Here is a 23486-nt window from a genome sequence, read left to right as displayed (position 1 = left end):
GGAGCACGATGGGTCCACTGATGGCTGTCCCGGCTTTGGCGGCGCGTTTCGACGCCGGACAGCGGACCGTGGTGCTGGACGTCCGCTGGGCGCTGGGCGACCCGCACGGCCGCGAACACTACCTTGGGGGCCACCTCCCGGGGGCAGTTTTTGTGGACCTGGCCACCGAGTTGGCGACGCCGGCCACGCCCGCCCGCGGCAGGCACCCGCTGCCCACCCACGCGGAATTCCAGGAAACTGCCAGGCGCTGGGGGATCAACAACGGCGACGTTGTGGTGGCCTATGACAACAGCGGCAATATGGCTGCCGCCCGCCTTTGGTGGATGCTCCGCAACGCCGGGTTCCAGGCCGTGTACCTGCTCGACGGCGGCCTGGCCGCGTGGCGGGACGCCGGACTGCCGCTGGACACCGGACCCGTGGACGCCGCCGTCGGGCGTGTTTCCTTTGATGTTTCCCCTGCCGGAGGCAGGATGCCCAGCATTGACGCGGCCGGAGCGGCGGACTGGCCGGCAACGGGCGTCCTCCTGGACGCCCGGGCGGGCGAAAGGTACCGGGGCGAATTTGAACCCGTTGACCCCCGCGCCGGCCACATTCCGGGCGCCCGGAGCGCACCCACAACGGAGAACGTGGACGGGGCCGGGCATTTCCTGCCCGCGGACCTGCTGCGGCGCCGATTCGAGGACCTCGGCGTCCGCGACGACGTCCCGGTGGCCGTGTACTGCGGCTCGGGCGTGACCGCCGCCCATGAGGTGGCCGCCCTTGAAATCGCAGGATTCCGGGCCGCCCTCTATCCGGGATCCTTCTCGGAATGGTCCAACAATCCCGCGCTGCCGGTGGCGACGGGCGGCCGGCCGAGTGGCCATGCGGCGGCCCGCGGGGGTAGCGTCGAAGCATGACCCCAGGACGCCCCGTACCGCCGCCCCTTGCCCGCCCCGTATTGCCGAACGACGATGCTGTTGCTGCTCATCCTGCTACGCACCTGGACACCGTTCCGGGCACCGGCGTGCTGGCAGCAGCCTATGGCGCGGTTTCCGCCGACAGCGGCCTGGCACCCCTGACGCTGGCCCGGCGTGCCCCCAAAGCAGATGACGTCGAAATTGCCATCGAATTCTGCGGCCTGTGCCACTCGGACGTGCACGCCACGCGAGGCGAATGGGGCAGCCAGAAATATCCGCTGGTCCCTGGCCACGAGATCGTCGGAACTGTTAGCCGCGTCGGCGAGGCCGTGACTGACTTCACCCCGGGGGACCGTGTGGGCGTCGGATGCATGGTTGATTCCTGCCGTGAATGCGAGAGCTGCCTGGACGGTCTGGAACAGTACTGCGAAAACGGGCTGATCGGGACCTACGGCGCCAAGGATCCGCGCAACGGCGATGCCATCACCCAGGGCGGTTACTCGTCCGCCGTGGTGGTGGACCGGCGCTACGTGGTCCGAGTGCCCGGCAACCTGGACCCGGCCGCCGTCGCCCCCTTGCTCTGCGCCGGTGTCACCACGTTCTCTCCCTTGCGGCACTTCGACGTGGAGGAAGGCGACGTGGTGGGCGTGGTGGGGCTCGGTGGGCTCGGACACATGGCCGTGAAGCTGGCCAAGGCCATGGGGGCGCGGGTGGTGGTATTCACCACCTCCGAAGGCAAGGTGCCGGCCGCACTGGAACTCGGAGCGGACGACGTGATCCTGTCCCGGGACAAGGACGCCATGGCCGCCGCGGACCGCACCGTCGACCTCATCATCGACACCGTGGCCGCTCCGCACGACCTGAACCCGTTTTTCCGCACGCTGCGCGTGGACGGCGCCCTGTTCCAGCTGGGCCTGCCCTCCGACGCCATGCCGCCGGTGAATCCGGGGGCCCTGATCCGGCGGCGGATCGCGTACGCTGGCTCGCTGATCGGCGGCATCGCCGAAACTCAGGAGATGCTCGACTTCTGCGCCGACCATGGAGTGGTGGCGGATATCGAACTGGTGCGCGCAGACCAGCTGAATGAGGCCTACGACCGCATGGTGGCAGGCGACGTCAAATACCGGTTTGTGCTGGACACCAGCACCCTGCAGGCTCCGGCCGCGAAGGCAGACGTATGAGCACTCTGTTCACGAAAATCATCAATGGCGAGATCCCCGGACGCTTCGTCTGGCGGGAGGCTGACGTTGCGGCCTTCCTGACCACGGGTCCCCTGGCCGACGGGCACACCCTGGTGGTCCCCACCGAGGAGGTGGACCGCTGGACGGATGCGTCCCCGGAAACCCTCGCCAAGGTGATGGAAGTGGCCCGCCGGATCGGTGCGGTGCAGCTGGACGTCTTCCCCGCCGAGCGGGCGGGGCTGATTGTGGCCGGGTACGAGATCAACCACCTGCACGTCCACGTGTGGCCGTCCAGGACCATGGCTGATTTCGATTTCGCCTCTGCCGACCAGAACCCGGATCCCGCGGTGCTGGACGCGAACGCCGAAACGCTGCGCGCCGGGCTTCGGGCCGCCGGCTACGCGGAATTCGTTCCCGCCAGCTGAGCCTGACGCTCGCGCCGGTTTGGCCCGTCCAGGTCTTTGCCCGCGCCAGCCGTGGGCCGGCAGGCCTAGGCCGGCGCGAGCGCCTTGTTAAGGACAGCCCTGATCCGCTTTTCGGAGACGGAATAGGCCGTTCCGAGTTCGACGGCGAAGAGGCTCACGCGCAGCTCTTCGATCATCCAGCGGACCTGCGTCAGTTCTGCACCGACCCGACGCCCGGGCAGCAGCGCCGACACGGCGTCGTCGTAATCGTCTTCCAGCCGCTGGACCGCGGCCATGCTCAGGCCATCCCGCTGGACGTTGCCGGGGAGCTTTTCGAGGCGTTTCTCGATGGCGGCAAGGTAGCGGGGGAGCTGGCTCAGCTGCATATAGCCGGTGCGGGCCACGAATCCCGGGAACACGAGCTGCTCGAGCTGGCTCCTGACATCGTTCAGGGCACTGATCAGTGCCAAACTGGTGGTGCCCTTCAGCATTTTCTCAATCCGCCGGGTGCTGGCCAGGACGCGCTCCACCACGGCCGTCACACTGAAGACGGTATCGATCAGTTCCGCCCGGACCTGTTCGTAAAGGGCGTCGAAGGACCCCCGGTCCCACGGGAGTTCCGCCGGGGTCAGTTTGTCCACGGCAGCCAGGGCACAATCGGCAATGAGGGCTGACACCGAACCGTGCGGATTCTGGCTGAACGTCAGCTTTTCGGTGTTGTTGAGGTGCTCCAGGACGTAACGGTCCGGTGCCGGTACCCTGAGGGCGAGGAGCCGGATCACACCGCCGCGCATGGCCTCGAGCTGCTCCGACGAGGTCTGGAAGACGCGCAGCGCCACGGATGTTCCTTCATCCACCAACGCCGGATAGCCGGTGACCATGTGGCCGTTGACGGTGTTGCTGACCTGCCGCTGGACCGTGCCGAAGGCCCACTCGGTCAGGCCGGTCTGTTCCTGGAAGCCTGTGCCGCTGCCGGCTGCATTTCCGCCAGTAGATGACGCGGGTACTGTTCCGCCGGCCTTTCCGGGTGTCTTCGAATTTCCAAGAGACTGCGGCGCGGTGGTTCCCGGCGTCGCCCCCAAGGATTCAGCGATGGCGCGGCGGGTTGCCGGGGCCAGCCGCTCCTGAAGGACCGCGAGGTCCTTGCCCTCATCCAGCACCTTGCCCCGCGTATCGACAACCTTGAAGCTCACCCGCAGATGGGACGGCACAGCGTCCCAGTTCCAGGAATCTGGCGGGATGACGTGGCCGCGGATCCGGCGCAAGGCCAGTTCCAGTGAAGCTTCCAGCTCATCGTGCGCCGGATCGAAGTCCGAATCCAGGGCAGCAACGGCCTGCCGGGCCACATCCGGAGCGGGGACGAAGTTCTTGCGGACCTGCTTGGGGAGTGACTTGATCAGGGCAGCCACAAGCTCCGCGCGCTGGCCCGGGATCAGCCAGCGGAAGGCGGCATCATCGAGCTGGTTAAGGAAGAGCACCGGGACTTCGGCTGTGACGCCGTCGGACGGGTTGGGTGGTGACCCGGGCGCCACCGGGTGGAACTCGTAGCTGAGCGGGAGCTCGAAGCCCTTGTGCAATAGCGTCTTCGGATAAGCGGCTTCGTCCAGGCCATCGGCGTCGTTGTTGAGCAGCAATGACTTGTCGTAGTCGAGGAGGTCCGGATTCTGCTGCCGGGCCTCCTTCCACCATTTGTCGAAGTGCCGTTCGGATACAACGTCGGGGCCGATCCTGGCGTCGTAGAACTCAAACAGCGTTTCGTCGTCCACCAGCAGGTCGCGGCGGCGCATCCTGGCTTCGAGCTCCTCGACCTCCAGAAGCAGGGCGCGGTTGCGGTGGAAGAACTTGTGGTGCGTTTTCCAATCGCCTTCCACCAGGGCGTGCCGGATGAACAGCTCGCGGGCCAGCACAGGATCCACTCGGCTGTAGTTGACCCGGCGCTGCGGGATGATGGGCACGCCGTACAGGGTGACCTTCTCGTACGCCATGACCGCGCCCATTTTGGTGGACCAGTGCGGCTCGCTGTAGCTGCGCTTAACGAGGTCCGGCGCCACCTGTTCTGCCCAGACGGGATCGAACTTGGCTGCGACCCTGGCCCAGAGGCGGCTCGTCTCCACGAGTTCGGCAGCCATCACAAACGTGGGGGACTTCTTGAAGAGCGACGAACCGGGGAAGATTGCGAACCGGCTGCCGCGGGCACCGGCGTATTCGCGCTTGCGCTCGTCCAGGATGCCGATGTGGCTGAGGAGGCCCGACAGCAGGCTCATGTGGATGCCCTCGTGGTTGCCCGCAGGATCGGCAAGGCGCTTGTTGTCCAGACTGATCCCGAGCGGGCGGGCCATCTGGCGGAGCTGGGCGAAGAGATCCTGCCACTCCCTGACCCGAAGGTAGTTGATGAACTCGGTCCGGCACAGGCGGCGGAACTGGGTGGACGAGAGTTCCTGCTGTTTCTCCTGCAGGTAGTTCCACAGGTTCAGGAAGCCGGTGAAGTCCGAGTTTTCATCGCGGAAGCGGGCATGCTTCTCGGCGGCGAGCTGCTGCTTGTCCGTGGGACGCTCACGCGGGTCCTGGATGGTCAGCGCCGCGGCCAGGATCATTACCTCGCGGACGCAGCCGCGCTTGCCGGCCTCCACGATCATCCTGCCGAGGCGGGGATCCACCGGCAGCTGGGCAAGCTGCTGTCCGACGGCGGTGAGTCCGCCGCTCTTGGCGTCACCTGGCCGGACGGCATTCAGGGCGCCGAGCTCGCGCAGGAGCGTAACGCCGTCGTTGATTGCCCGCGAGTCCGGCGGCTCGACGAACGGGAAGTTCTCCACGTCCTTGGGCCCGCGGGCAACGCCCATGGCGGTCATCTGCAGGATGACGGCCGCCAGGTTGGTGCGCAGGATTTCCGGATCCGTGAACAGCGGCCGGGACCCGAAGTCCTCTTCCGAATAGAGCCGGATGGCGATGCCGTCCGACACACGGCCGCACCGGCCGGAGCGCTGGTTCGCCGAAGCCTGCGACACGCGCTCGATGGGCAGCCGCTGGACCTTGGTGCGGTGCGAGTAGCGGGAGATGCGGGCCGTGCCGGTGTCGATGACGTACTTGATGCCCGGGACCGTCAGGGACGTCTCGGCCACGTTGGTGGCCAGCACAATCCGGCGGTTTTTGCCGGGGTGGAACACCTTGTGCTGTTCCTGCAGGCTCAGGCGGGCGAACAGCGGGAGCACCTCGGTGCCGGCCAGGCGCCGGTTGGACTGGATCCTGGCGTTGAGTGCCTCTGCTGCGTCGCGGATTTCGCGCTCGCCGGAGAAAAAGACCAGGATGTCGCCGGGGGCCTCGGTGGCGAGTTCGTCAACGGCGTCGCAGACGGCGTCGAGCGGATCGCGGTCCTCTTCGAGTTCGTCATCGGAGGCGTCTGCATCTTCGCGATCGGCGGGTCCGCCGGCCGGCTGGGACAGCGGCCTGTACCGGATCTCCACCGGGAACGTGCGCCCGGACACCTCGATGATGGGGGAGGGCTCGTCGTCGGACCCGAAGTGTTTCGCGAACCGCTCCGGATCGATCGTGGCCGAGGTGATGATGATTTTCAGGTCCGGCCGCTGCGGCAGGATGCGCTTGAGGTAGCCCAGGATGAAGTCGATGTTGAGGCTGCGCTCGTGCGCTTCGTCAATGATGATGGCGTTGTATTTGCGCAGCAGCTTGTCCCGCTGGATCTCGGCGAGCAGGATGCCGTCGGTCATGAGCTTGACCTTGGTGGCGCGGCTGACTTCGCCCGTGAACCGCACCTGGAAGCCGACTTCCTGGCCGATCTCCACACCGAGTTCCTCGGCGATGCGCTCAGCGACGGTGCGGGCTGCGAGCCGCCGCGGCTGGGTGTGCCCGATCAGGCCGTTGTCGCCCAGGCCCAGCTCGAGGCACATTTTGGGGATCTGGGTGGTCTTGCCGGAGCCGGTCTCGCCGGCGATGATGGTCACCTGGTTCGCTGCAATGGCAGCCTTCAGGTCCTCGCGGCGCTCGGAAACGGGCAGCTCAGCAGGGTAGGAGATATGAAATGTCATGGCTGCAGCCAGTCTACTGGGGCGGCGCCTGTTTCCCACGCTTGCTGCTGGCAACCCCGACGCCGGCCCGGCCGTTGATCCCACCTTCCCCGCCCTCCCGGACGCCACTCAATCAGAACATGAGGAAGGGACCCGGCTCACATGAGCCGGGTCCCTTCGTGTTAGTACGGATGGGTTAACAATGGCGGGTTGAGGCATGCCTTCTGGTTAGAAAATGCGCAGGGTGTAGTTAACGCTGGGCAGGTCCAGGGCGGACCAAGGCTGGTCGGAGGTGATGGGCGGGGTGTGGCCGCGGCCATCACGCAGGAGCGCTGAGACGGTGGCGGCGAGAACAACGAGGAGCAGGACCACTAGGGCGATTCCGAAGATTTCCATGACTCAATGCTGCTCCCGTGGGCTGTGAAGAAACAGTGGCAGAAATGCCCAAAAAGCTCGAATTTCTGCCATAATGGAAGCATGCTCAAATCAGTGGCAGTCATCGTAGTTCCCAACTTCTCTGTCTTCGAGTTCGCCACCGCCTGCGAGGTTTTTGGTATCGACAGATCAGGACGCGGCAGCAACGTTCCGGCGTTCGACTTCCGGGTCTGCGCACCCGAACCTGGTAACGTCCGGATGAAATCGGGACTCTCCTTGAATGTTTCGCTGGGATTGGAGGCAACGGCGGACGCGGACCTCGTGATCATGACCCCCTTCGGACGCGACGACGACGTTCCGGAATCCGTGCTGGAGGCATTGCGCGCCGCGCACGCCCGTGGAGCCTGGGTGATGTCCATCTGTTCCGGAGCCTTTGCCCTGGCCCGCGCCGGTCTGCTGAACGGGCGGCGTTGCACCACGCACTGGCACTATTCCCATGAACTCGCAAACCGGTACCCGGAAGTGCAAGTCGATGAAAACGTGCTCTATGTGCAGGACGGCAACCTGATCACCAGCGCCGGAACAGCGGCAGGAATTGATGCCTGCCTTCATCTGGTGCGCGTTGAGTTGGGCGCCAATGTGGCTGCCGCCATTGCGCGGGACATGGTGGTGCCGCCGCACCGCGACGGTGGCCAGGCTCAGTTCATCGACCGGCCCGTGCCAGCCTGTGGATCGGCGCCGATGGAAGAGTTGTTGCGCTGGATGGTGCAGAACCTGGAGCAGGAGCACACCGTCGTTGAGCTGGCGTCCCGCGTCCACATGTCAGCCAGGACCTTCGCCCGCCGCTTCCGGTCCGAAACGGGGGCCACCCCTGCTGCCTGGCTGAACTCGCAGCGTGTCCTCCGGGCGCAGGTGCTGTTGGAATCCACTGACCTGAACATCGACGAGGTTGCCCGGGAATCCGGCTTTGGCCACCCCGTCCTCCTTCGGCATCACTTCGCCAAGGTGCTGGACACCAGCCCGCAGTCCTACCGCCGGGCCTTCCGGGGGCAACTGGTAACAGCAGGCTGACTGGAGACGCAGCTAAGCCTGCACAGGACCCCGCCGGTCGGGGCTGTCCCCGGCTGCCGCCCGGGTGGTGTCCACCAGCACACGCCATGGTCCGGTGACAGCCTGCTCCGGCAGCGCCGCCCGCCGCTGGCCGGCCCGGATCGAATAGATAAATCGGTCGGGCTGGTTGTCCTGCACCTCCGCGGCTGCGGCCCGGACGGTCTTGGGCACCGCGTCCCAAGGGCATGCTTCCACAATGGGTTGCCACTGGCTTTTGGCGCTCGCGGTCTGGGCGTGCACTGTCCATACGCGGGTCAGGGCTGCGATGCCGCCGCTGCGCTCCACACTGATCTTCATGGCCTGGGTCCTGGGCTTTCCTGCAGCCTGGCCGCCGGCTCGCGGCGGGCAGGCGTTCAACTAAAGCTTGACCTTCACAGTTTCCCACGCCTGCCGCACGGCGTCATGCTCCGGCGAATCGGTGCCGAACAGGTCGACGGCAGATGCCGCCGTCGCCCTAGCGAAGACGCGGAAGGTGGCGGTGGCAGGCAGCGAGCCGCCCGTCAGTGTGTCGTACCAGATCCGTCCCGGCGCCTCCCAGGCGTTGCCGCCCAGGGTCTCCGCCGTGAGGTAGAAGGCCCTGTTGGGGATCCCGGAGTTGATGTGGACGCCGCCGTTGTCCGCGCTGGTCCGCACGTACGAGTCCATCGAATCCGGCTGGGGGTCCTTACCCAGCACGTCGTCGTCGTACGCTGTGCCCGGGGCCTTCAAGGATCGGAGAGCCGATCCCTCAACCTGGGGCGTGAAGAGCCCTTCGCCGATCAGCCAGCTGGCGTCGGTCACGGACTGGCTGTTCAGGTACTGCTCCACGAGCGCGCCGAAAACGTCGGACATGGATTCGTTGATGGCACCGGCCTGGTTGCGGTAAGCCAACCCCGCCGAGTACTGCGTGACGCCGTGCGTGAGTTCGTGCCCGATGACGCTGAGCGACCGCGTAAAACGGTCGAAGACTTCGCCGTCGCCGTCGCCGAAGACCATCTGCCGGCCGTCCCAGAAAGCATTGTCGTAGAGCTTGCCAAAGTGCACCGTGGCATCGAGCGGCAGGCCTTCCCCGTCGATGGAGTTACGGCCGAAGACGTCGGCAAACAGGCGATGCGTGTGCCCAAGGCCGTCGTACGCCTCATCAGCGGACTGATCGCCGGAGGCCGGTTCGCCTTCCTTGCGCATGAGCTTTCCGGGCAGGTTCTCCGATCCGCCGGCATCGTAGACGCTCCTGTTGGGCGGGCCCGGGCGGACGTCCCGCAGTGCCGGGGGAGCGGCAGGCGCCGGCTGGGTACGGGCTGATTGGACGTACCGGACGTGGCTTAGCGCTTCCTTGGCAGCCCGTGCGGCGGCTGAAAACCTCGGCTCGTCCAGGCGGGCCAACCGCCGCAGCAAGTAAGGCGGAACGATCGAACAGAATGTGGCTGGAATGTGCATGGTCTACCCCCTCGCGTTCGTTGAATCAGCCTACGAGGGGGCGCCGACAATCCGACGAAGGCGCACTCAATCCAGCGCGAACGGACACTTGGGGCCCCGTGCGCGAGGGGACAGCTGTGGCCCTGAACTCCGCGGCGGCTGGAGGCACGGATCGTTGTTTCGCGGAGTTGTGCACATAGCCGTTTAGGCTGGCCGTTATTGTCAGACCCTCGCGGGATCATTTGAGTATGGATACCAGAGCAGCTGTGGTGACGGCGGAGGCACTTGCGGTGTCTTTCGCTGAGCTGGCTGTTGTGATCAGTGAAGGTGCCGAAGCCTCCGGTCCCTGGGAGGCTGATCCGTTGCGCCGGGTGGTGGGTGGTTTCCTGGACGGGCTGGCCGAGATCTCGCGGTTGGACGCGAAAAGTGCCGCACTGAAGGCCTGGCTGGCTGCCGGTTACGGCGCCGCTGCCGAGGCCCTGGCGGGTCCGGCCGAGTCGCCGCAGGACCACACAGGTCAGGAGATGACTGTCGTCGCTGAGGTCGCTTGCGCCCTGACAGTGAGTGAACGCAGTGCCGGTGCCCTGCTCGCCGAATCCCACGTACTGACCACGGCCTTGCCGCTGACGTTCGCGGCATTGCAGGCCGGGACGATTTCGTGGCAGCACGCCCGGATCATGGTCGACGAAACCACCAACCTTGACCTCACCGGGGCGCAGGCGTTGGAGGCACATTTCCTGGACCCCTTCGTCGTGAATCCGGCACGTGGCCGCGCCGGTGAGCTCATCCCCGGCCGGTTCCGGCACAAAGCCCGGACCTGGCGGGAGCGGCACCACCCGGTCAGCATCGAAAAACGCCACGCACGCGGTGTCCGGGATCGACGGGTGGAGTATGCCCCGGACCGGGACGGTATGGCCTGGCTCTCCGCCTACCTGCCCGCGGATCAGGCCGCGGGGATCTGGGACCGCACCACCACCGCCGCCCGCGCCCTCCAAGGCCCCCATGAGGACCGGACCCTCACTCAGCTCCGCGCCGACACCGTTGCCACCTGGCTCCTCGGCGTAAACGCGGACTGCATCAGCGGCGGATCAAGCGGCATCACCGGCGGAACCGATCTCAGCTCTGGCCGGGAATCCGTCGGCGTGGGTGGCGGTATTCCCTCACCGCGGGCGCAGGTGCTGATCACGGTCCCGGTCATGGCGCTGCCCGGCCTCACCGATGAATCGGCCATGCTCGACGGATACGGGCCGATCCCGCCGTCCATGGCCCGCCACCTGATCGCCGACGGTGCCGAATCCTTCCACCGCGTCCTGATCGATCCCCGCGATGGCGCACCGCTCGAGATCGGCCGGACCAGCTACCGGCTCACGAAAGCCCAACGCCAATGGCTCAGGTTGCGCGACGGGAAATGCCCGTTCCCAGGCTGCAGCAACCACTCCCTCGACAACGAAGCGGACCACCTCCTCGCCTGGGGCCACGGCGGCACCACCGGGATCAGTAATCTCGGCCAGCCGTGCCACAAACACCACCGGCTCAGACACACCACCGCATGGAAACCCACCACCGCGGGCAAGAATGAACCACCCGGTTGGATCTCACCCACCGGACGGCACTACGCGAGCGAACACCCCGACTGGGAACCACCGACGTTGCCAGCACCGGAAACAACAGGAGCCTTATGCACCACGCCGCCTTAGCGCGGGCCATGTCGCGGGCTGGGTATTGAGGCGCAGCGTCAGCCGCGGAGTCCGACAAGCCGGAGTGCCACAGCCGCGCCACAATAAACCGGCGTGCCACAGCCCGTCGCAATAAACATGCGGCCGGTGTCCGGCCGCGCCAGCTCGGTAGGGCCTCATGTGTCCGGCTGCCCAGCTCGGCAGGGCCTCAAGTGTCTGTGAGGATCCGCTCGCGCCTGTGGGGGGAGGAACGCAGAAACCCCCGCCGCTTTTGCAAGCGGCGGGGGTTTCATATGTGCCCTCGATTGGAATCGAACCAACGACCTTCTGCTCCGGAGGCAGTAGTTTTAGGCCTGCCACCATTGAGTTTTATGCCATTCCAGTGACATCAAAGTGACATTGAATCCAGCGCTCACTGCCAATCGATGCCCTGAAGTAGGTCATTTAGCCGGCTGGCGCTGTCGTGGAGGTCGTCGTCAAAGAGGCCGGCATAGGTGTCCAGGGTTAGGGTCGCGGACGCGTGGCCAGCTATGCGCTGGACCACCTTGACGTTGGATCCAACGCTGATCGCCAGGGAGACGGCGGTATGCCTCAGATCGTGGAAAGTTGGCGATGGGAAGTCTGGGTCGCCGGCTGCGGCCCGTTCGATAGCGGGTTTGTAGACGTTCTTTGTGAAGTTGCCGTTTCGAAGCACCGTACCTCGGGGGCTTTGAAAGACCCTCGCTGTTGACGGTGCGCCTTCGACCGCGTCTCTCAGTCGATCAGCTATTCGTCTCGGGATGGGGACCTGCCGGTCTTCGCCGCCCTTGGTCGGGCCGAGGATCAGCTTGCCAGAGACTTCGCTGTAGGCCTGCGTTACCGCCAGCATGGGCCTATTGCCCAGCCGCACGTTGGCCACTGTCAGTGCTGTCACTTCACCCCACCGGAGCCCGCATGTTCCCGCGAGCATCACCATGAGGGCCCCGTCCCCGGCCTCGCGGGCGATGGTGGCTAGTTGCTCCATGGTCAGGTAGGTGTGGCGCTTGACGGGGCGGGCATCTGGAATATAGTCGGCGCGACCGGTGGGATCCTTCGCGGGGTTGGCTGGGAGCAGGCGCTTCCTGACCGCGAAGCCCATGATGCGGCCAAAAACCTTGCTCACAAGTTCCCGCGTTCGGGCACCGGCTGGCTCGCCATTCATGCCTTTGAGTGAGGTTATCCATTCGCTAGTCGCGTCATAGGTGACGCCGGACACGCGAGTCATGCCCCACTGTGGCTCAATGTAGTTCTCGTAGAGGCGGATGTAATTATCGTATGTCTTGGGGGTCACTGGCCTTCGGCCGTTTGCGCCGACGGACTTGACCCTTTCCAGCCATTCGAGCGCCAGCTTGCCCACCGTCATCTTGTCAGCGAGCTTTGGGTCCACCCATGAGCCCGCGCGAATGGCCTGCCTGGTGGATGCCTGGAAATCTTCAGCTTCGGCCTTTGTGGAAAAGCGTTTTCGGCGGCGCACCTTGCCCTTTGCAGCGTCGTCGGCCAACCAGTCAACCTGCCACCGCTTAGACTTCGCGCCGGGTTTCCACTCGCCGACCGTCTTCAGATCTGTTATCGCCATGCAACAACCATAGGTGACAGTGACTTCAAAAGGCAGACATTAGTCTCAAAGAGATTATTCGGGCCAGAAGCAGCAAACCGCGATGGCCGCAAGGTCACCGACCATGCTTGCCGGTCCCCATCTCCATGACTAACGCTCGTGGATCGCTTCCGCGCCAGGCGCACTACCTCTGCGTGCGTGCCCGCATTTCCGCCCATATTCCGTTCGACTGGTCCAAGAACGCCGTTGCTATGTGCGCATCTCGTCCCTTGCCCTCGAGTATCCCCTTAGCCCTGGCGCGACGGAGTCGAGCTGACCATGTATCTATGCTCTCGCCGGACCACTCGGCCAGCCGTTTGATCGGTTCCACCGACACGGCGCCGAGGGCCACGTATGCCGACGCTGCATGAACGTAATCCCGATCCGTCTCGACCCTTGCCGGCAACGGCGTGATGTCCCGGCGAACGTCAATGACGGACAACTGCTCGTGCCGGTCCCGCATCAAGGCGCGAGCGTGCGCCATGGGGATGGCGCGCAGTACCGAGGTCGTGATCCCGTCCCAGGCTTCGGCTTGGCGTTCCCCGTCCTGCGACAACGCGTAGTCCATGGAGTCAAAGTCGATACTCAGTTGGTTTGGCTCGCGAAAGTTCCCCATCGGGTGGCCCACGACCCAGCCGATCTCGACGCGGAGGCCATGGACTCGGTATCTGGCCCTCAATACGGTATACGCCACACCTCCGTCGTCGTGGGTTTGCATATCGGGCCCATCTGGACGGCCTAGATATTCGACCTTGGGGGCGAGCTGGGGAAGTGCCGGTGTCGTCATGTGGAAACGTTAGCACAGGTCACATGCCAAGAAAAAAGTGCTGAACACTGTTTACATGCCAAGCGAACGGTGTTATGTTTCTTCTGTTGAACAGATTGATTGCCAACCAAACTGTGTTACTGGCCTCTACGAAAGGAACTGGGTTGAACAATAGCCCCGCACGAAATTCGAATTCGACCACGACCGGGCTTGCTGCGTTACCGGCGTCGCCGTACATGACGAGGAAGCAGGTGGCCGTCTACCTCAATGTCTCCGAGAAATGGCTGGCCCAGTCGGGCCGCGCTATGGGGCCGCGGTTTCACAAGTTTGGAGCGCAGTGCCGCTATTCCATCGACGATGTCGTGAACTGGGCTCGCCAGCAGCGCACATCGTGAACGGTGGCTTCGCCGCGGGTCGATCGTCCTGAAGGTATGCATGACCGAGCCAGCTCAGAATCTGAGCTGACCCCGGTAGTCCGCCGACCGGTCGTCGACCGTCGCCAATCTGCACTCTTGAATTTGTCGTCCCGAGCGCCTGTCGTTCGGCAGTGACCAGTCACTGCGGCTGAAGCAGTCTCCCTGATAGCGGCTTCCACTTCGCGGTTTCTTGCTGCTTGTACCCGCGCCCTTTTTGACCCAACAAATGGAGGTATCCATGACCCCGCTGACCGAACCGTCGCCTGAAGCCGTTCCTGTGAAGCAGACAGGCGAGCCGCGTACTGCTGACGCCGAAGGCGCCAACAGCTCCGCGTTCGCAACCGTAAACCCGTTCCTGGTCGACTGGCTCCACGCGATCGCCAGCGACGGCAGTCTGCCGTCCGAAGCGCTCCAGGCGACAACTGTGATGGCCCGTTCCGTTGGTATCGGCCGCGTGGCATTCACGGACTGGCAGCGGATCAACGCAGCGCTTGGGCGCGACAGGAGGGATCTCACGGTGATCGAGACTATGTCAGAACTCGCATTGAAGGGATACCTCGACCGCAACATCGACGAACGCTTCGGCCAGAACTATGGGTGGACGCTGCTGATCCCGCTCAGTGTCAACTGCAACGAACTCGACGACAAGAACCCGGGATCCCTTTGAAAGCTCCCATCTCCCGTCGCGCCCAGGATCCTGTTGAAACTCCCTGGCAGGCGAGGATCTTTGATGCCATGAAGCGCCACTATGTTCGTCTGGGCCTCTGCTTCCCCTGTGCCGCCCAGGCGGCCTGGGGCCACCAGTTGGGATTCTCCCGGATCGATCCGCCGTGTCACGAATGCCAGTCGCTGGTCGATACCTTTCCCGTAGTCAAGCCCGGGAGGTGGCGGTCCAACTCTCCTCGTCGCGGGGCCGAGTTCTCCTCATCGCTTCGCCCGGGGGTGGGTCAGTAGCGGCCCTGGGCGGGGATTGTCTGACAACGGCACAGGGCACGACTCCCAAGAGTCCGTGTCGGCCTGGCAGCATCAATAAATGCGCGCTGGGGCACGATGTAAACAGTTGCGAGACGAAGAGTGCCAGCACCTACAGCAGACCTTCAAGGTCTGCAGGATCCGGTTGCATGTGCCGCCACTATCCACAGTAATGCCGTGGGTCTTGCGGGCTACTCACGTAGCCAACCAACACCAACCGTCCGACGGGCCGGTGTCAACGCTTGCCCTCAGCCCCACAGGTGCCCTGTGGGCAACAGGGCAAGCCCCCGCCCTCCTTCCTCCCTCTGCGGAGCCCGGTTCTGTAGAACCGTTCCTATGCCAATTACCGCTGAACTGAACGATGGAAGGAACAAAAACACCGGCTACGGCTTGAGGCCTACGCCGGGACCAGGGGAGACCAGACACCAGGGCCCGCTCCGCTGGAGCTACGCGGGCCACCCCAGCGGCCACCCGTAAATACACAAAGGGCATCTCTGAAGCTGGCTGTTGAACTCAGGCAGGAAACCGCCCAGCGATACCGGGAAACCGGGCATCCGAAATGGTGCATGGCCTGAAAATCCGCTACACGATGGGTGAACGCTTTGGCGAAGAAAAACGTCTGCTCCATGGACGGTGACGGCAATCCGATAACGTGCACCACAGGCAAGGATTACAAGGGCAAGAAACGGTGCACCACGCACTATCAGCAGTGGTGGCGGAAGCAACCCGAGTGCCGTGCCGATGGGTGCAAGACAAAGCTGTTTTCCAAGGAGAGGAAGACGCGGGCCGACTACTGTCGGCCTCACGAGCGGCTGGCTCTGACGACCAGATCCCAAGCCGCCCAGGAGAAGACTCTGGCCAGATTCCTTAGCGCTATCGAGCCGGACTGGTTCTATGGCTGCTGGCTGTGGCGAGAGCGGCCAGACGAAGGCTACGGGAAGTTCCACGCAGGCGGGCCCTGGCTGGCCCACCGCTTCGCCTATGTCTGGTTCTACGGTGGCCACGCCAAGGGGAAGACTTTGGATCACACATGCAACCGGCCGCTCTGCGTGCGGCCAGACCACATGCAGGTCGTGACCGGGACAGTCAACACTAAGCGCCGCGATGAGCGAGCTTTCGCTCCCGCGGGCACGGTCTGGATCTTGGGCCACATCCCGGTCAGCCCGGAGATGGACGCCTGGGCCGAAGCCAATGGCTTGCCCTACGGGAACCCGGCATGGTGGGATTCTCTGCCGGTCTCGCCGCCATCGGAGGATACCGCCAAGGTGACAGGGGCCGACTTCGCCCGCATATAACCACGGATTACGGATTACCACTGCCACGTCCATAAGCCCCGACTGCTGGCGCGTCGAGGCTCTCCGCTGGGATGGTGCTAAACGCTGCTGCGGGAAGGGCGTAGAGGGCCCAAGCTTCCTACACCTTCCATCAGCGCCAAGCGACCCCTCAAATCCTCCAGCACCGGAGGTCCACTTGTCAGGTACGTCCGTTGCCGTCACCATGTCCGCAGGTCTGGAACAGGGAGATGTATCGGACTGTTGCCGGCAAGGCCGGGCCCTTCCGTAATGGACCGTCTAGAAGTTAATGTTTGCCATGGAGACGCTACTTTTGATGTTGCTCTGGGGGCTGTTCTGTTACGTCGGTATCCCGGCTTTCTTCGTTTTCCTCTTCATAGCCTTTTGCAAGACGAAGCCACAGCTGGCGGTGCCGGCGAAGCCGAAGCCGGTCTCAGCGGACGTATATGGCCGATTGAAATCCAAGCTGGAGCAGGCCGGTGGAGCGGAGGCCGGCAGTGCGGGCAGCGTTGAGCAGCCGAAGCCGTGGGCGGAGTCCCCAGGACCCACGGCGGGGGGAGGCTACTGGCGGAAGTGGACAGGGACCCGCAGGTGGTCCGCTGCCCAGGACAAGGGCGCATGGGACCGCGACTTCAAGGAAGCCGAGGAGCGGGCGGAGCAGCAGCCGGAGCCGCCGCCCCTTGTGCAGCCGCAGCCGCATCCGGCGGCGCCGTCGGAAGTATTTGCCCGATTGAGATCCCGGCTCGAGCAGCTCGGTTAGGCTTGCTTCGCCGGGCCGGGGTCCACATAGGAGCGCGGCCCCGCAGGTTGACCGACGGAGAAGGTGTTCCGTCCCAAACTCAGAACCATGCCGTCCGCGCCGACCCGGAGGTTCACCAGCGCCAAAGCGCATCACCCCCATGGGGCGCCAGATCATCAAAACGTACTGGATGGAGTCGAAGCCCATACCGGCTGATTATCACTTATCAACCTATTTCGGTTACTTTTCAACCCGTACGCGACCGGGGGCGCTACCACGGCCGGGCCGGCACACAAGTCCAACGGGGGTTACCCCCACCCCTTGCCAGACATCCACGTGTCAGCAGCACCCCTTCGAAGTAGACGGCGAGCAAGGCGGCGGAGGTATGCCGCCGCCGCAGCCCCTCCTATGCTGTTGATAACCATAATTACCACGATGATCGCCAGCTGTCCCGTCCAAGGAAACATCAGCGCTGTGATGGCTCCTTGCGCAGTCGGTCCTGCCAAAGTGCTACGCCCGCCAAGGGCCCCGTGCGAGCGTCATGCAACCAATGACGGCCGGGCAGGCGCTATCGCCCGTGTGAGTTCTCCGTGCTGGGCGTCGAGAGTGGAAAATAGCAGGCCGGTGCCTGCCGCGCCCCTTCGGCACCTTCGTTGAAGTACCGGTTGTTCTAGTTCTGTACCTGAGCATTGCCCAAGGTCCTCATGACCGGGCCTACCGGAAATGTTAGGTCTCTGCGGGGGCGGAGCTCTGGCTAGGCGATGTCCAGCGGCCTAAGGTCTCAAGCCCAGTGTCGCTGGTGACGGTAAGGTGTTTGGCCCAAGTGGACATGCAGCTCCAACGACTCCGTACGTTCTTCCCAATTCTCGCGGCAGTCCTGCCCACGTGGCCGGGGGCTGGTCGCTTTGCGACGAGGTCGCGATTGTTAGCCAAGCCGCATCGGGGCAAGGGCGTAGTTCAAAGCGTCGGACAACTGGTCCTGACACCCTGACCAGAGGCCGTGTGCTTGGAATTCTTGACGACGCCTCGGCATACATGGGCCGGAGGACGGGCGTGATCCCATGTGTGGATTCTTACCGCTTGTGGCAGCGGGCGCGAGTCTGGGGAGCGCTCGCTCGGGCAGGCAGGAGAGGCCAGAAGGCTCCGGTGCCCACTGGCGGGTGAACGCCAGGGTCGGGGATTCGCGTGCACGAGACGCGGAGGTGAATTCACAACGGAGCCCTGACCGCGCAAGACGCAGGTGAACTCGCGAAGCGCCATCCGCACGCAAGAGACGCAGGTGAGCTGGGGGAAGCGCTGTGCGTCCGAGAGAGACGAGCCTGCCCATGCACTGGGGTGACCGGCTGTCCCGATTCTCCAAGATGGCAGTCGTCCGCTCGCGTTCTCGGGAGAGCAGGCGGATCGTCGCGGGGCACGGCGGGCGGGACTACGTCCGGGGGCCTAGTTGCCGTGTGTAAGTATGCCGCCCTCGACCTGGAACGAGTGGCTGCCGGCCTCGATGCCGAGACCCTTCACGGGGACCGAATCGACCGGTAGCACTGACCGGATGTAGCGGCGCCCTGCTATACGCCCGCCGGGAATGACGCGTGATTGCTTGCGCAGAATTCGGGCAATCGGCTTGTCGTCAGCGACTTGGAACACGGCATTCCAGCCCGACGTTGGATGCACCCGCACACTTGGCTTGTATCCCAGCGACCGCGCGATCTCGACGAAGCCGCCCATGATGCGCCGGTTCGTGTTAGTAAAGAGGACCTGGCCCTTCTGGGGTGTGACGGCCCCGTCGGAGTCGATCATGCCCTGCAGGACGGCGCGGCGTTGTTCGGTGCCGGCGAAGAGGTAGACGTCCGGTACGTGCTTGTTTCGCAGCACTCCGAGCGTCCGCAGGCGTTGGAACAACGATTGGTCCACCGCGTCGCGGGAGGGCTTCTTAATGTTTTTGATGTTCAGGAAGTGGCAAAGGTTGTAGTCGTAGTAAATGGAGGACATGGTTTCGTAAGGCAGCAGTGCGCTCCTTAGGAGGGCTGTCACTTCCTCCACGTCCTGGCGCCCTACGGCAAAGGCGCCGTTGGCAGCGTAGCCGTCTCCGAGCCAGTAGCCGAACAAGTACGGGTCGACTGGAAGCACGACGTCGTTGCTGATGCGGGAGCCATTTGGGACGCTGATCGCCGACCGCCGATTGCGTTTCATGCGCTCCAGCTCCTCAGTGGAGACTGTCACGTGGACGAAGCCGTCGTCGTGGCCGTTGCGGGTCTCGACGGTCCATCTGTGCGATGCTGTGGCTGTGATTTTTTGGCCGTCGTCGAACGTTACTTCGTGGCATTTGAGGTCCTGGAAGATCGGCGTCTCCGCGATGACCCGCTGCAGGTTGCCATATCCGTCGTAGACGTAGTTGCCCACGGTGAGTTCGGCAAGCGACTTCCAACCGACTGCCGTGGCTATGCGGCAAGTCAGTGCCAGGAATCCAGAATCTGCAGCGACTTCTTTTGCTAAAGGCAGCGCGAGACACGAAGGCCCGGCCTTCAAGACTCCGTCCGCCTCCCGCCGAGCTGCCGGCCGATCCTCCAGCGGTAGGGACACACAGATAGGCCCCGGCGCAACCTGCCTTTCAGATTCACCAACTCTGCAAAACTGTGCGCTGAGACCGGTGGAGTCAGCCCCTCCAGCATCGCTTGCGCTTCTGGCAAGCGTCATGTTGTCAGCCCCTTTCGATTAGTTTCTACCATGTATCAACTAGTGGAGCAGACAAGGCTGACATTATTCGTTGGTATTGATTCATGCCCACACGCCCGTTCCAGTCCTCCCAAGAGCAGATGCCCCGCTGGGCTGACCGTAGGGCCCTGGTCGGGGCGCGAATTAGAGAGCTACGCCTTGAGCAGGCCCTGTCCCAGGAGGCTCTGGCCCTGGAGCCGGGATTGAGCCGGAATATGATCATCGGGATCGAGTGGGGAGGGAAGAGCGTAGCCTACGAGCGCCTTTGGGATATCGCTGACGTTCTGGATGTACCGATCAGCCAGCTTCTTCTCCCGCCAGATTCGGCTGCCAAGACTTCCCCTTACCGGGGCGGTAGGCGACCCATGGGCAATTAGCCTCGGCGGCGACTTCAGGGCGGAGGCTACGGTAGGCCCCACTTCTGCGCTCGCCAGCACCTCCTCAACGGGCGTTTGGATGAATTTGCTGACAACGGTATATCGACTCGTACCCACACCACCCCCGAGGTGCGAGAGAGTCATCAGATACCTCTCGCAGCCATCGGGCGGTCATGCACACGCGAATCGAACTGGGGTCGTGAAGCTCGCGCCCCAGACACACCGTGATCAGCGTAGGGCGTCATAGCCTCGGACGCCGGCGGCCAGAAGATCCGCCTGCTGCCGGTCGGTGGACTGCTGCCGCTTCGAAACGCCTGATGAGGCCGTTCGGGCCGCATAATCTTGCCTAGGTGTTCGGGCCGTTCGGGGCGCATAATCTTGCCTAGCTGTTTGCGCAAACTTTGATTGGGGAATGACATGACTCAAGAGCCCGGTCCAGGAGACCTTCCGCCAGTGGAGGGGGCAGCGATTCACCAACCGGGGGAGCGCAGGCCGCGGAAATGGCCGTATGTTGTGACCATCGTCGTCTTGGCCGTCGGCCTGCTCGGCCTCGGTGCCGCCTACGCCTACAGCACGAACTCCGCAGGCCAGTGGCGTGCGACCGCGGACAAGACTTCGCGTAACCTCGCCTCGATGACGGCCGAGCGGGATGGGCTCTCGGAGAAGAACACGTCCCTGACTTCGCAGTTGAGCGACACGAAGAGCAAGCTGAATGACACGACGAGCAAGCTGAATGACACGACGAGCAAGCTCAACGACGCCAGCGCTCGGATCCGCTCCCTCGCGAACGAGAAGGCCCAGCTCGGGGACGACACCGCGTTTCTGGCGGAGCTGATCGCCTCGTCCCAGAATGTCAGCACGCAAATGTCTACGTGCATCCGTGACCTTCAGAAACTGCAGACCTATCTGGTGAATTACGCCGCTTATGATCAGGCAGCACTGATCAGTTTCGTGCAGGGCGTCAACTCGGAGTGCAACACCGCACGGGCAGACAGCGACAGCCTCACGCAGAAGATCCAGGGACTGAAGAAGTGACGTTCGGGGGTCGGCGTGTCGCGTGCGCAGGCGTCCTCTGCCTGCTGGCGCTATCAGGCTGCGGACTCACACCTGTGCCACCGCCGCCCGTAACCAGCGCGGCGCGGACCCTTGCCCCGGCATCGCCGATAGTGTCCCCGACTGCTCCGGCCCCGATCATCACCCCGTCCGGGTTCAGCGCCTACGAGCGGGCTGCGCTGCGGGTGCGCAACATCGGCTGCGGCGGGGTCTCGCGCGGGTCTGGCTTCGCCATTGCAGATCATGTTTTCGTCACGAACCGCCACGTAGTCGGCGGGGCAGCGCTCCTGCAAGTAAGCACCTACGACGGCAGGGACATAACGGTCAACGCCGTGGGCGCGGTCATTATCGCCGACCTGGCCCTGGTGTGGACGAAGGAACCACTACCGGCCACGCTCCAGCTCGCGCTGTCGAACCCGCCACTCGGCGCGGAGGTGACAGCCGTCGGGTACCCGTTGGGCGGCGAACTCACAACCACGAGCGGAAAGGTGTTGCGGTACGACCGCGACCCACTGGGCTCGTCACCGTTGCAGATGATGTATAACAGCGCGCCCATTGAGCACGGCAGCTCGGGCAGCCCACTGGTCGATTCATCGGGGAAGCTTGTGGGCGTGGCCTATGCCGGTGGCGGCGGCCAGTATGTCGCCGTGCCGGTGGCGGCCCTAACCCAAGCGCTCAAGGATCCCTCGAACTTCTCGAACGGGGCTGGCTGCGACTGAGGATCCAGTGGTCTCGGATTCATCAGCAAAGAGCACTCCATACCGAGGCCGCCGGCGACCTATGGGCCGGTAGCCCTGGAAAATTTGAACCGATTGTCATGCCCGGACGATGACCCCCGCCACCGACGTGGTCGCTTCCGACGGGGGTGTAACGGGGCACCAGCCATGAGTCGTCCATCGACCCTAGAGACCGGCCCGACGGGGCAGCGAAGTTCCCACGCGTTTCAACTGAGGCATCGGCGGTACACACTGCAACCTTACTGACCGCTTCACAATGTGTCACAGCCGCAAGGGAGGCCAAGATGGTCGATGTCGACGATGATGGCTCTGTGAATAGCGCTGAGGAACCAAGTTTCAAGGTTGTGACGGTACCGGACTCCGCAGACGCCCGACTGTTCATCGAGCTGTCGAGTTACGGGGCGGATCTCGCAGAGGCTCGACATGCCCTCGATCTCGCGATCAAGTCCCGCGGCGAGGGCTCTCACCTTGAGGATGCGGCTGCCTACTTGATCGCATTCGCTGTCGTTGCATACTGCCGCACGTATTTCCCCTCGAAAGTGAGAAAGCCACTGACCGACCACATAGACATCCCCGACGAACTGTCAGACATTCACGGGCTGGTGGGGGCATTCAGGAACACCACGATTGCACATTCTCAGTCGAACCTAGCGACAACGTTCCCGGTGGGTTTCCTCGATGCCCCGACTCTTCGAGTGCGGGACGTGGCGGCAGCGACTGTGTCGCAGACGCTCCCTCCCCGGCTGGTTGATCGTTTCGGCGAGCTCGTCGAAGCAGCGGACGACCTCCTCTTCTCAGTGACAGAGCCAGTCCGGCAAAGGCTGATCGACGACTTAAGCGGATCTGATCTGGCGAGGATCGTTGATGTGTGCGGACAGCCACAGACAGTCGAGGCCACGGATGCAGACTTCAATCCACGAACGAGGCGACGGCCCTATCCGACCTCACACACCGTGTACTGGTCGCCGGCGTCACTGCCGCCCGACTAACCCGACGGGCGCAACATCACGACTCGCCGTGTAGTCCGCCACGGCCTTGGTCGGCCTTTGCAGTGCCACAGTGGACGCATCTTGTGGCAGGAATTCTGATATGACTGGTCATGGTTGTTACCGTGATGGTTGTTGCACGAACTGTAAGACGATCCATAAGAGACTTGCTGCGTCTCCTCGTCAGCCGCCCGACACTCACGCCACAGGCTATGCGTGCGTGTCGTGCCCTTGGTAACAACCGCACGTCATTCGGGCTTTAGCTAAATCTGAGTCCAGACACGCGGGGTCCTGACGGCCGCACCGCCGTCACCCGGATCACAAACGTCGTCTCGTTTCGGGGTCATTGGAAACTTTCCAGGCCTGGGTGCGCCGCAAATTCGGGATCCAGAGTCCCAGTGCCGTCGACGTCTGTGATCTCTCTGGCTTGCTTCACCGAATAGGCGTGACCGATGCCTTCTTCTCGCTGCGCCCAGCCGAGCCGGTCCTGATAGCGTGCGACGATCAGGTTCTCCGCTGAGCCCAGGCTCTCGCCGCCAATCCACTCTCCGTCGCCGTCGTACATTCCCGAGATGTAAACCTGCGGCCTGTCCAGCGTCTGACCTCCCCAGTCGGTCAGGACGTGCCAGGCGAAGACTGACGCAGTCGGGAACCCCTTCAAAAGCATCTCGGACATTTCACGCATGAGGGGGGCGAACTCGGTTGACGGGACCGGCATAGGTATTCCTTCCGCTGTGTAGCAGGAACACTAACAGGTGGCCCCGCGGCGCA

General features: G+C 63.9%; 22 protein-coding genes. 14 read left to right on the top strand and 8 right to left on the bottom strand.

Annotated features, from left to right (window positions below; translation table 11 throughout):
- The first annotated feature begins 8 nt into the window (after positions 1–8).
- From ACX80M_RS04415 to ACX80M_RS04405, 3 genes are read left to right on the top strand one after another with little or no spacing between them, the layout of a single operon-like run.
- Entirely contained in the window at positions 9–896 is an 888-nt protein-coding gene (locus ACX80M_RS04415; protein ID WP_252611708.1) for a sulfurtransferase, read from the top strand.
- Positions 893–2077 carry an NAD(P)-dependent alcohol dehydrogenase gene (locus ACX80M_RS04410; RefSeq protein ID WP_256471263.1) on the top strand — a complete coding sequence of 395 codons (1185 nt, stop codon included), beginning with the start codon at positions 893–895 and terminating at the stop codon, positions 2075–2077. Before ACX80M_RS04415 ends, ACX80M_RS04410 begins: the two co-directional genes overlap by 4 nt.
- Positions 2074–2502: an HIT family protein gene (locus tag ACX80M_RS04405; protein ID WP_459309033.1), complete on the top strand. Its 429-nt coding sequence runs from the start codon at positions 2074–2076 to the stop codon at positions 2500–2502. The genes ACX80M_RS04410 and ACX80M_RS04405 overlap by 4 nt, the downstream gene beginning before the upstream one ends.
- 65 nt (positions 2503–2567) lie before the next feature.
- On the opposite strand, the gene hrpA is transcribed toward ACX80M_RS04405, so the two are convergent.
- Positions 2568–6521, bottom strand: a complete 3954-nt coding sequence (hrpA, locus tag ACX80M_RS04400; protein WP_459309031.1) for an ATP-dependent RNA helicase HrpA — start codon at positions 6519–6521, stop codon at positions 2568–2570.
- Between hrpA and ACX80M_RS04395 the strand changes: the two genes are divergently transcribed.
- Entirely contained in the window at positions 6520–6666 is a 147-nt protein-coding gene (locus ACX80M_RS04395; RefSeq protein WP_252600105.1) for a hypothetical protein, read from the top strand. The genes hrpA and ACX80M_RS04395 overlap by 2 nt on opposite strands.
- 62 nt (positions 6667–6728) lie before the next feature.
- On the opposite strand, the gene ACX80M_RS04390 is transcribed toward ACX80M_RS04395, so the two are convergent.
- Positions 6729–6896, bottom strand: a complete 168-nt coding sequence (locus ACX80M_RS04390) for a hypothetical protein (protein WP_181037140.1) — start codon at positions 6894–6896, stop codon at positions 6729–6731.
- An 81-nt stretch (positions 6897–6977) separates the two neighbouring features.
- Here ACX80M_RS04390 and ACX80M_RS04385 point away from each other — a divergent pair, with 81 nt between their 5' ends.
- On the top strand, positions 6978–7946 hold the full coding sequence (locus tag ACX80M_RS04385) for a GlxA family transcriptional regulator (RefSeq protein ID WP_252600104.1): 969 nt from the start codon (positions 6978–6980) through the stop codon (positions 7944–7946).
- A gap of 12 nt (positions 7947–7958) precedes the next feature.
- Here ACX80M_RS04385 and ACX80M_RS04380 read toward each other — a convergent pair whose 3' ends face one another.
- Both ACX80M_RS04380 and ACX80M_RS04375 read right to left on the bottom strand, forming a co-directional pair.
- The gene (locus ACX80M_RS04380) at positions 7959–8282 is read right to left on the bottom strand and encodes a protealysin inhibitor emfourin (protein ID WP_252611714.1); all 324 of its coding nucleotides are present in this window, start codon (positions 8280–8282) and stop codon (positions 7959–7961) included.
- A 60-nt stretch (positions 8283–8342) separates the two neighbouring features.
- Positions 8343–9401, bottom strand: coding sequence for a M4 family metallopeptidase (locus tag ACX80M_RS04375; RefSeq protein ID WP_252600102.1), 1059 nt, complete (start codon positions 9399–9401; stop codon positions 8343–8345).
- Positions 9402–9628: 227 nt separating this feature from the next.
- Between ACX80M_RS04375 and ACX80M_RS04370 the strand changes: the two genes are divergently transcribed.
- Entirely contained in the window at positions 9629–11077 is a 1449-nt protein-coding gene (locus tag ACX80M_RS04370) for an HNH endonuclease signature motif containing protein (protein ID WP_459309027.1), read from the top strand.
- Between the two features lie 391 nt (positions 11078–11468).
- On the opposite strand, the gene ACX80M_RS04365 is transcribed toward ACX80M_RS04370, so the two are convergent.
- A complete protein-coding gene (locus ACX80M_RS04365) occupies positions 11469–12650 on the bottom strand; it encodes a tyrosine-type recombinase/integrase (RefSeq protein WP_459309025.1) in 1182 nt (393 codons plus the stop codon).
- Between the two features lie 163 nt (positions 12651–12813).
- Entirely contained in the window at positions 12814–13455 is a 642-nt protein-coding gene (locus ACX80M_RS04360) for a hypothetical protein (RefSeq protein WP_459309023.1), read from the bottom strand.
- A 143-nt stretch (positions 13456–13598) separates the two neighbouring features.
- On the opposite strand from ACX80M_RS04360, the gene ACX80M_RS04355 reads away from it, so the two are divergent.
- The 4 genes from ACX80M_RS04355 (at position 13599) to ACX80M_RS04340 (ending at position 16874) form a co-directional block, all read left to right on the top strand.
- The gene (locus ACX80M_RS04355) at positions 13599–13829 is read left to right on the top strand and encodes a helix-turn-helix domain-containing protein (protein ID WP_459309021.1); all 231 of its coding nucleotides are present in this window, start codon (positions 13599–13601) and stop codon (positions 13827–13829) included.
- Between the two features lie 259 nt (positions 13830–14088).
- Complete coding sequence (locus ACX80M_RS04350; protein ID WP_459309019.1) at positions 14089–14517, top strand: hypothetical protein; 429 nt, start codon at positions 14089–14091, stop codon at positions 14515–14517.
- A 907-nt stretch (positions 14518–15424) separates the two neighbouring features.
- Positions 15425–16117: an HNH endonuclease family protein gene (locus tag ACX80M_RS04345; RefSeq protein ID WP_459309017.1), complete on the top strand. Its 693-nt coding sequence runs from the start codon at positions 15425–15427 to the stop codon at positions 16115–16117.
- A gap of 451 nt (positions 16118–16568) precedes the next feature.
- Entirely contained in the window at positions 16569–16874 is a 306-nt protein-coding gene (locus tag ACX80M_RS04340; RefSeq protein WP_459309015.1) for a hypothetical protein, read from the top strand.
- Positions 16875–18293: 1419 nt separating this feature from the next.
- On the opposite strand, the gene ACX80M_RS04335 is transcribed toward ACX80M_RS04340, so the two are convergent.
- A complete protein-coding gene (locus ACX80M_RS04335; protein WP_459309013.1) occupies positions 18294–19250 on the bottom strand; it encodes an LAGLIDADG family homing endonuclease in 957 nt (318 codons plus the stop codon).
- 377 nt (positions 19251–19627) lie between these two features.
- Here ACX80M_RS04335 and ACX80M_RS04330 point away from each other — a divergent pair, with 377 nt between their 5' ends.
- The 4 genes from ACX80M_RS04330 (at position 19628) to ACX80M_RS04315 (ending at position 22718) form a co-directional block, all read left to right on the top strand.
- Positions 19628–19939, top strand: coding sequence for a helix-turn-helix domain-containing protein (locus ACX80M_RS04330; RefSeq protein ID WP_459309011.1), 312 nt, complete (start codon positions 19628–19630; stop codon positions 19937–19939).
- A gap of 513 nt (positions 19940–20452) precedes the next feature.
- Positions 20453–20974, top strand: a complete 522-nt coding sequence (locus ACX80M_RS04325) for a hypothetical protein (protein WP_459309009.1) — start codon at positions 20453–20455, stop codon at positions 20972–20974.
- A gap of 131 nt (positions 20975–21105) precedes the next feature.
- Positions 21106–21711 (top strand): S1 family peptidase, encoded by a 606-nt coding sequence (locus tag ACX80M_RS04320; RefSeq protein WP_459309007.1) that lies wholly within the window; start codon positions 21106–21108, stop codon positions 21709–21711.
- A gap of 302 nt (positions 21712–22013) precedes the next feature.
- On the top strand, positions 22014–22718 hold the full coding sequence (locus ACX80M_RS04315) for a hypothetical protein (RefSeq protein WP_459309005.1): 705 nt from the start codon (positions 22014–22016) through the stop codon (positions 22716–22718).
- A gap of 340 nt (positions 22719–23058) precedes the next feature.
- Here ACX80M_RS04315 and ACX80M_RS04310 read toward each other — a convergent pair whose 3' ends face one another.
- On the bottom strand, positions 23059–23433 hold the full coding sequence (locus tag ACX80M_RS04310; protein WP_459309003.1) for a hypothetical protein: 375 nt from the start codon (positions 23431–23433) through the stop codon (positions 23059–23061).
- Positions 23434–23486: the final 53 nt, after the last annotated feature.

This window comes from Pseudarthrobacter sp. MDT1-22, from assembly GCF_054511035.1.
This window is presented reverse-complemented; position numbering and strand designations above follow the sequence as displayed.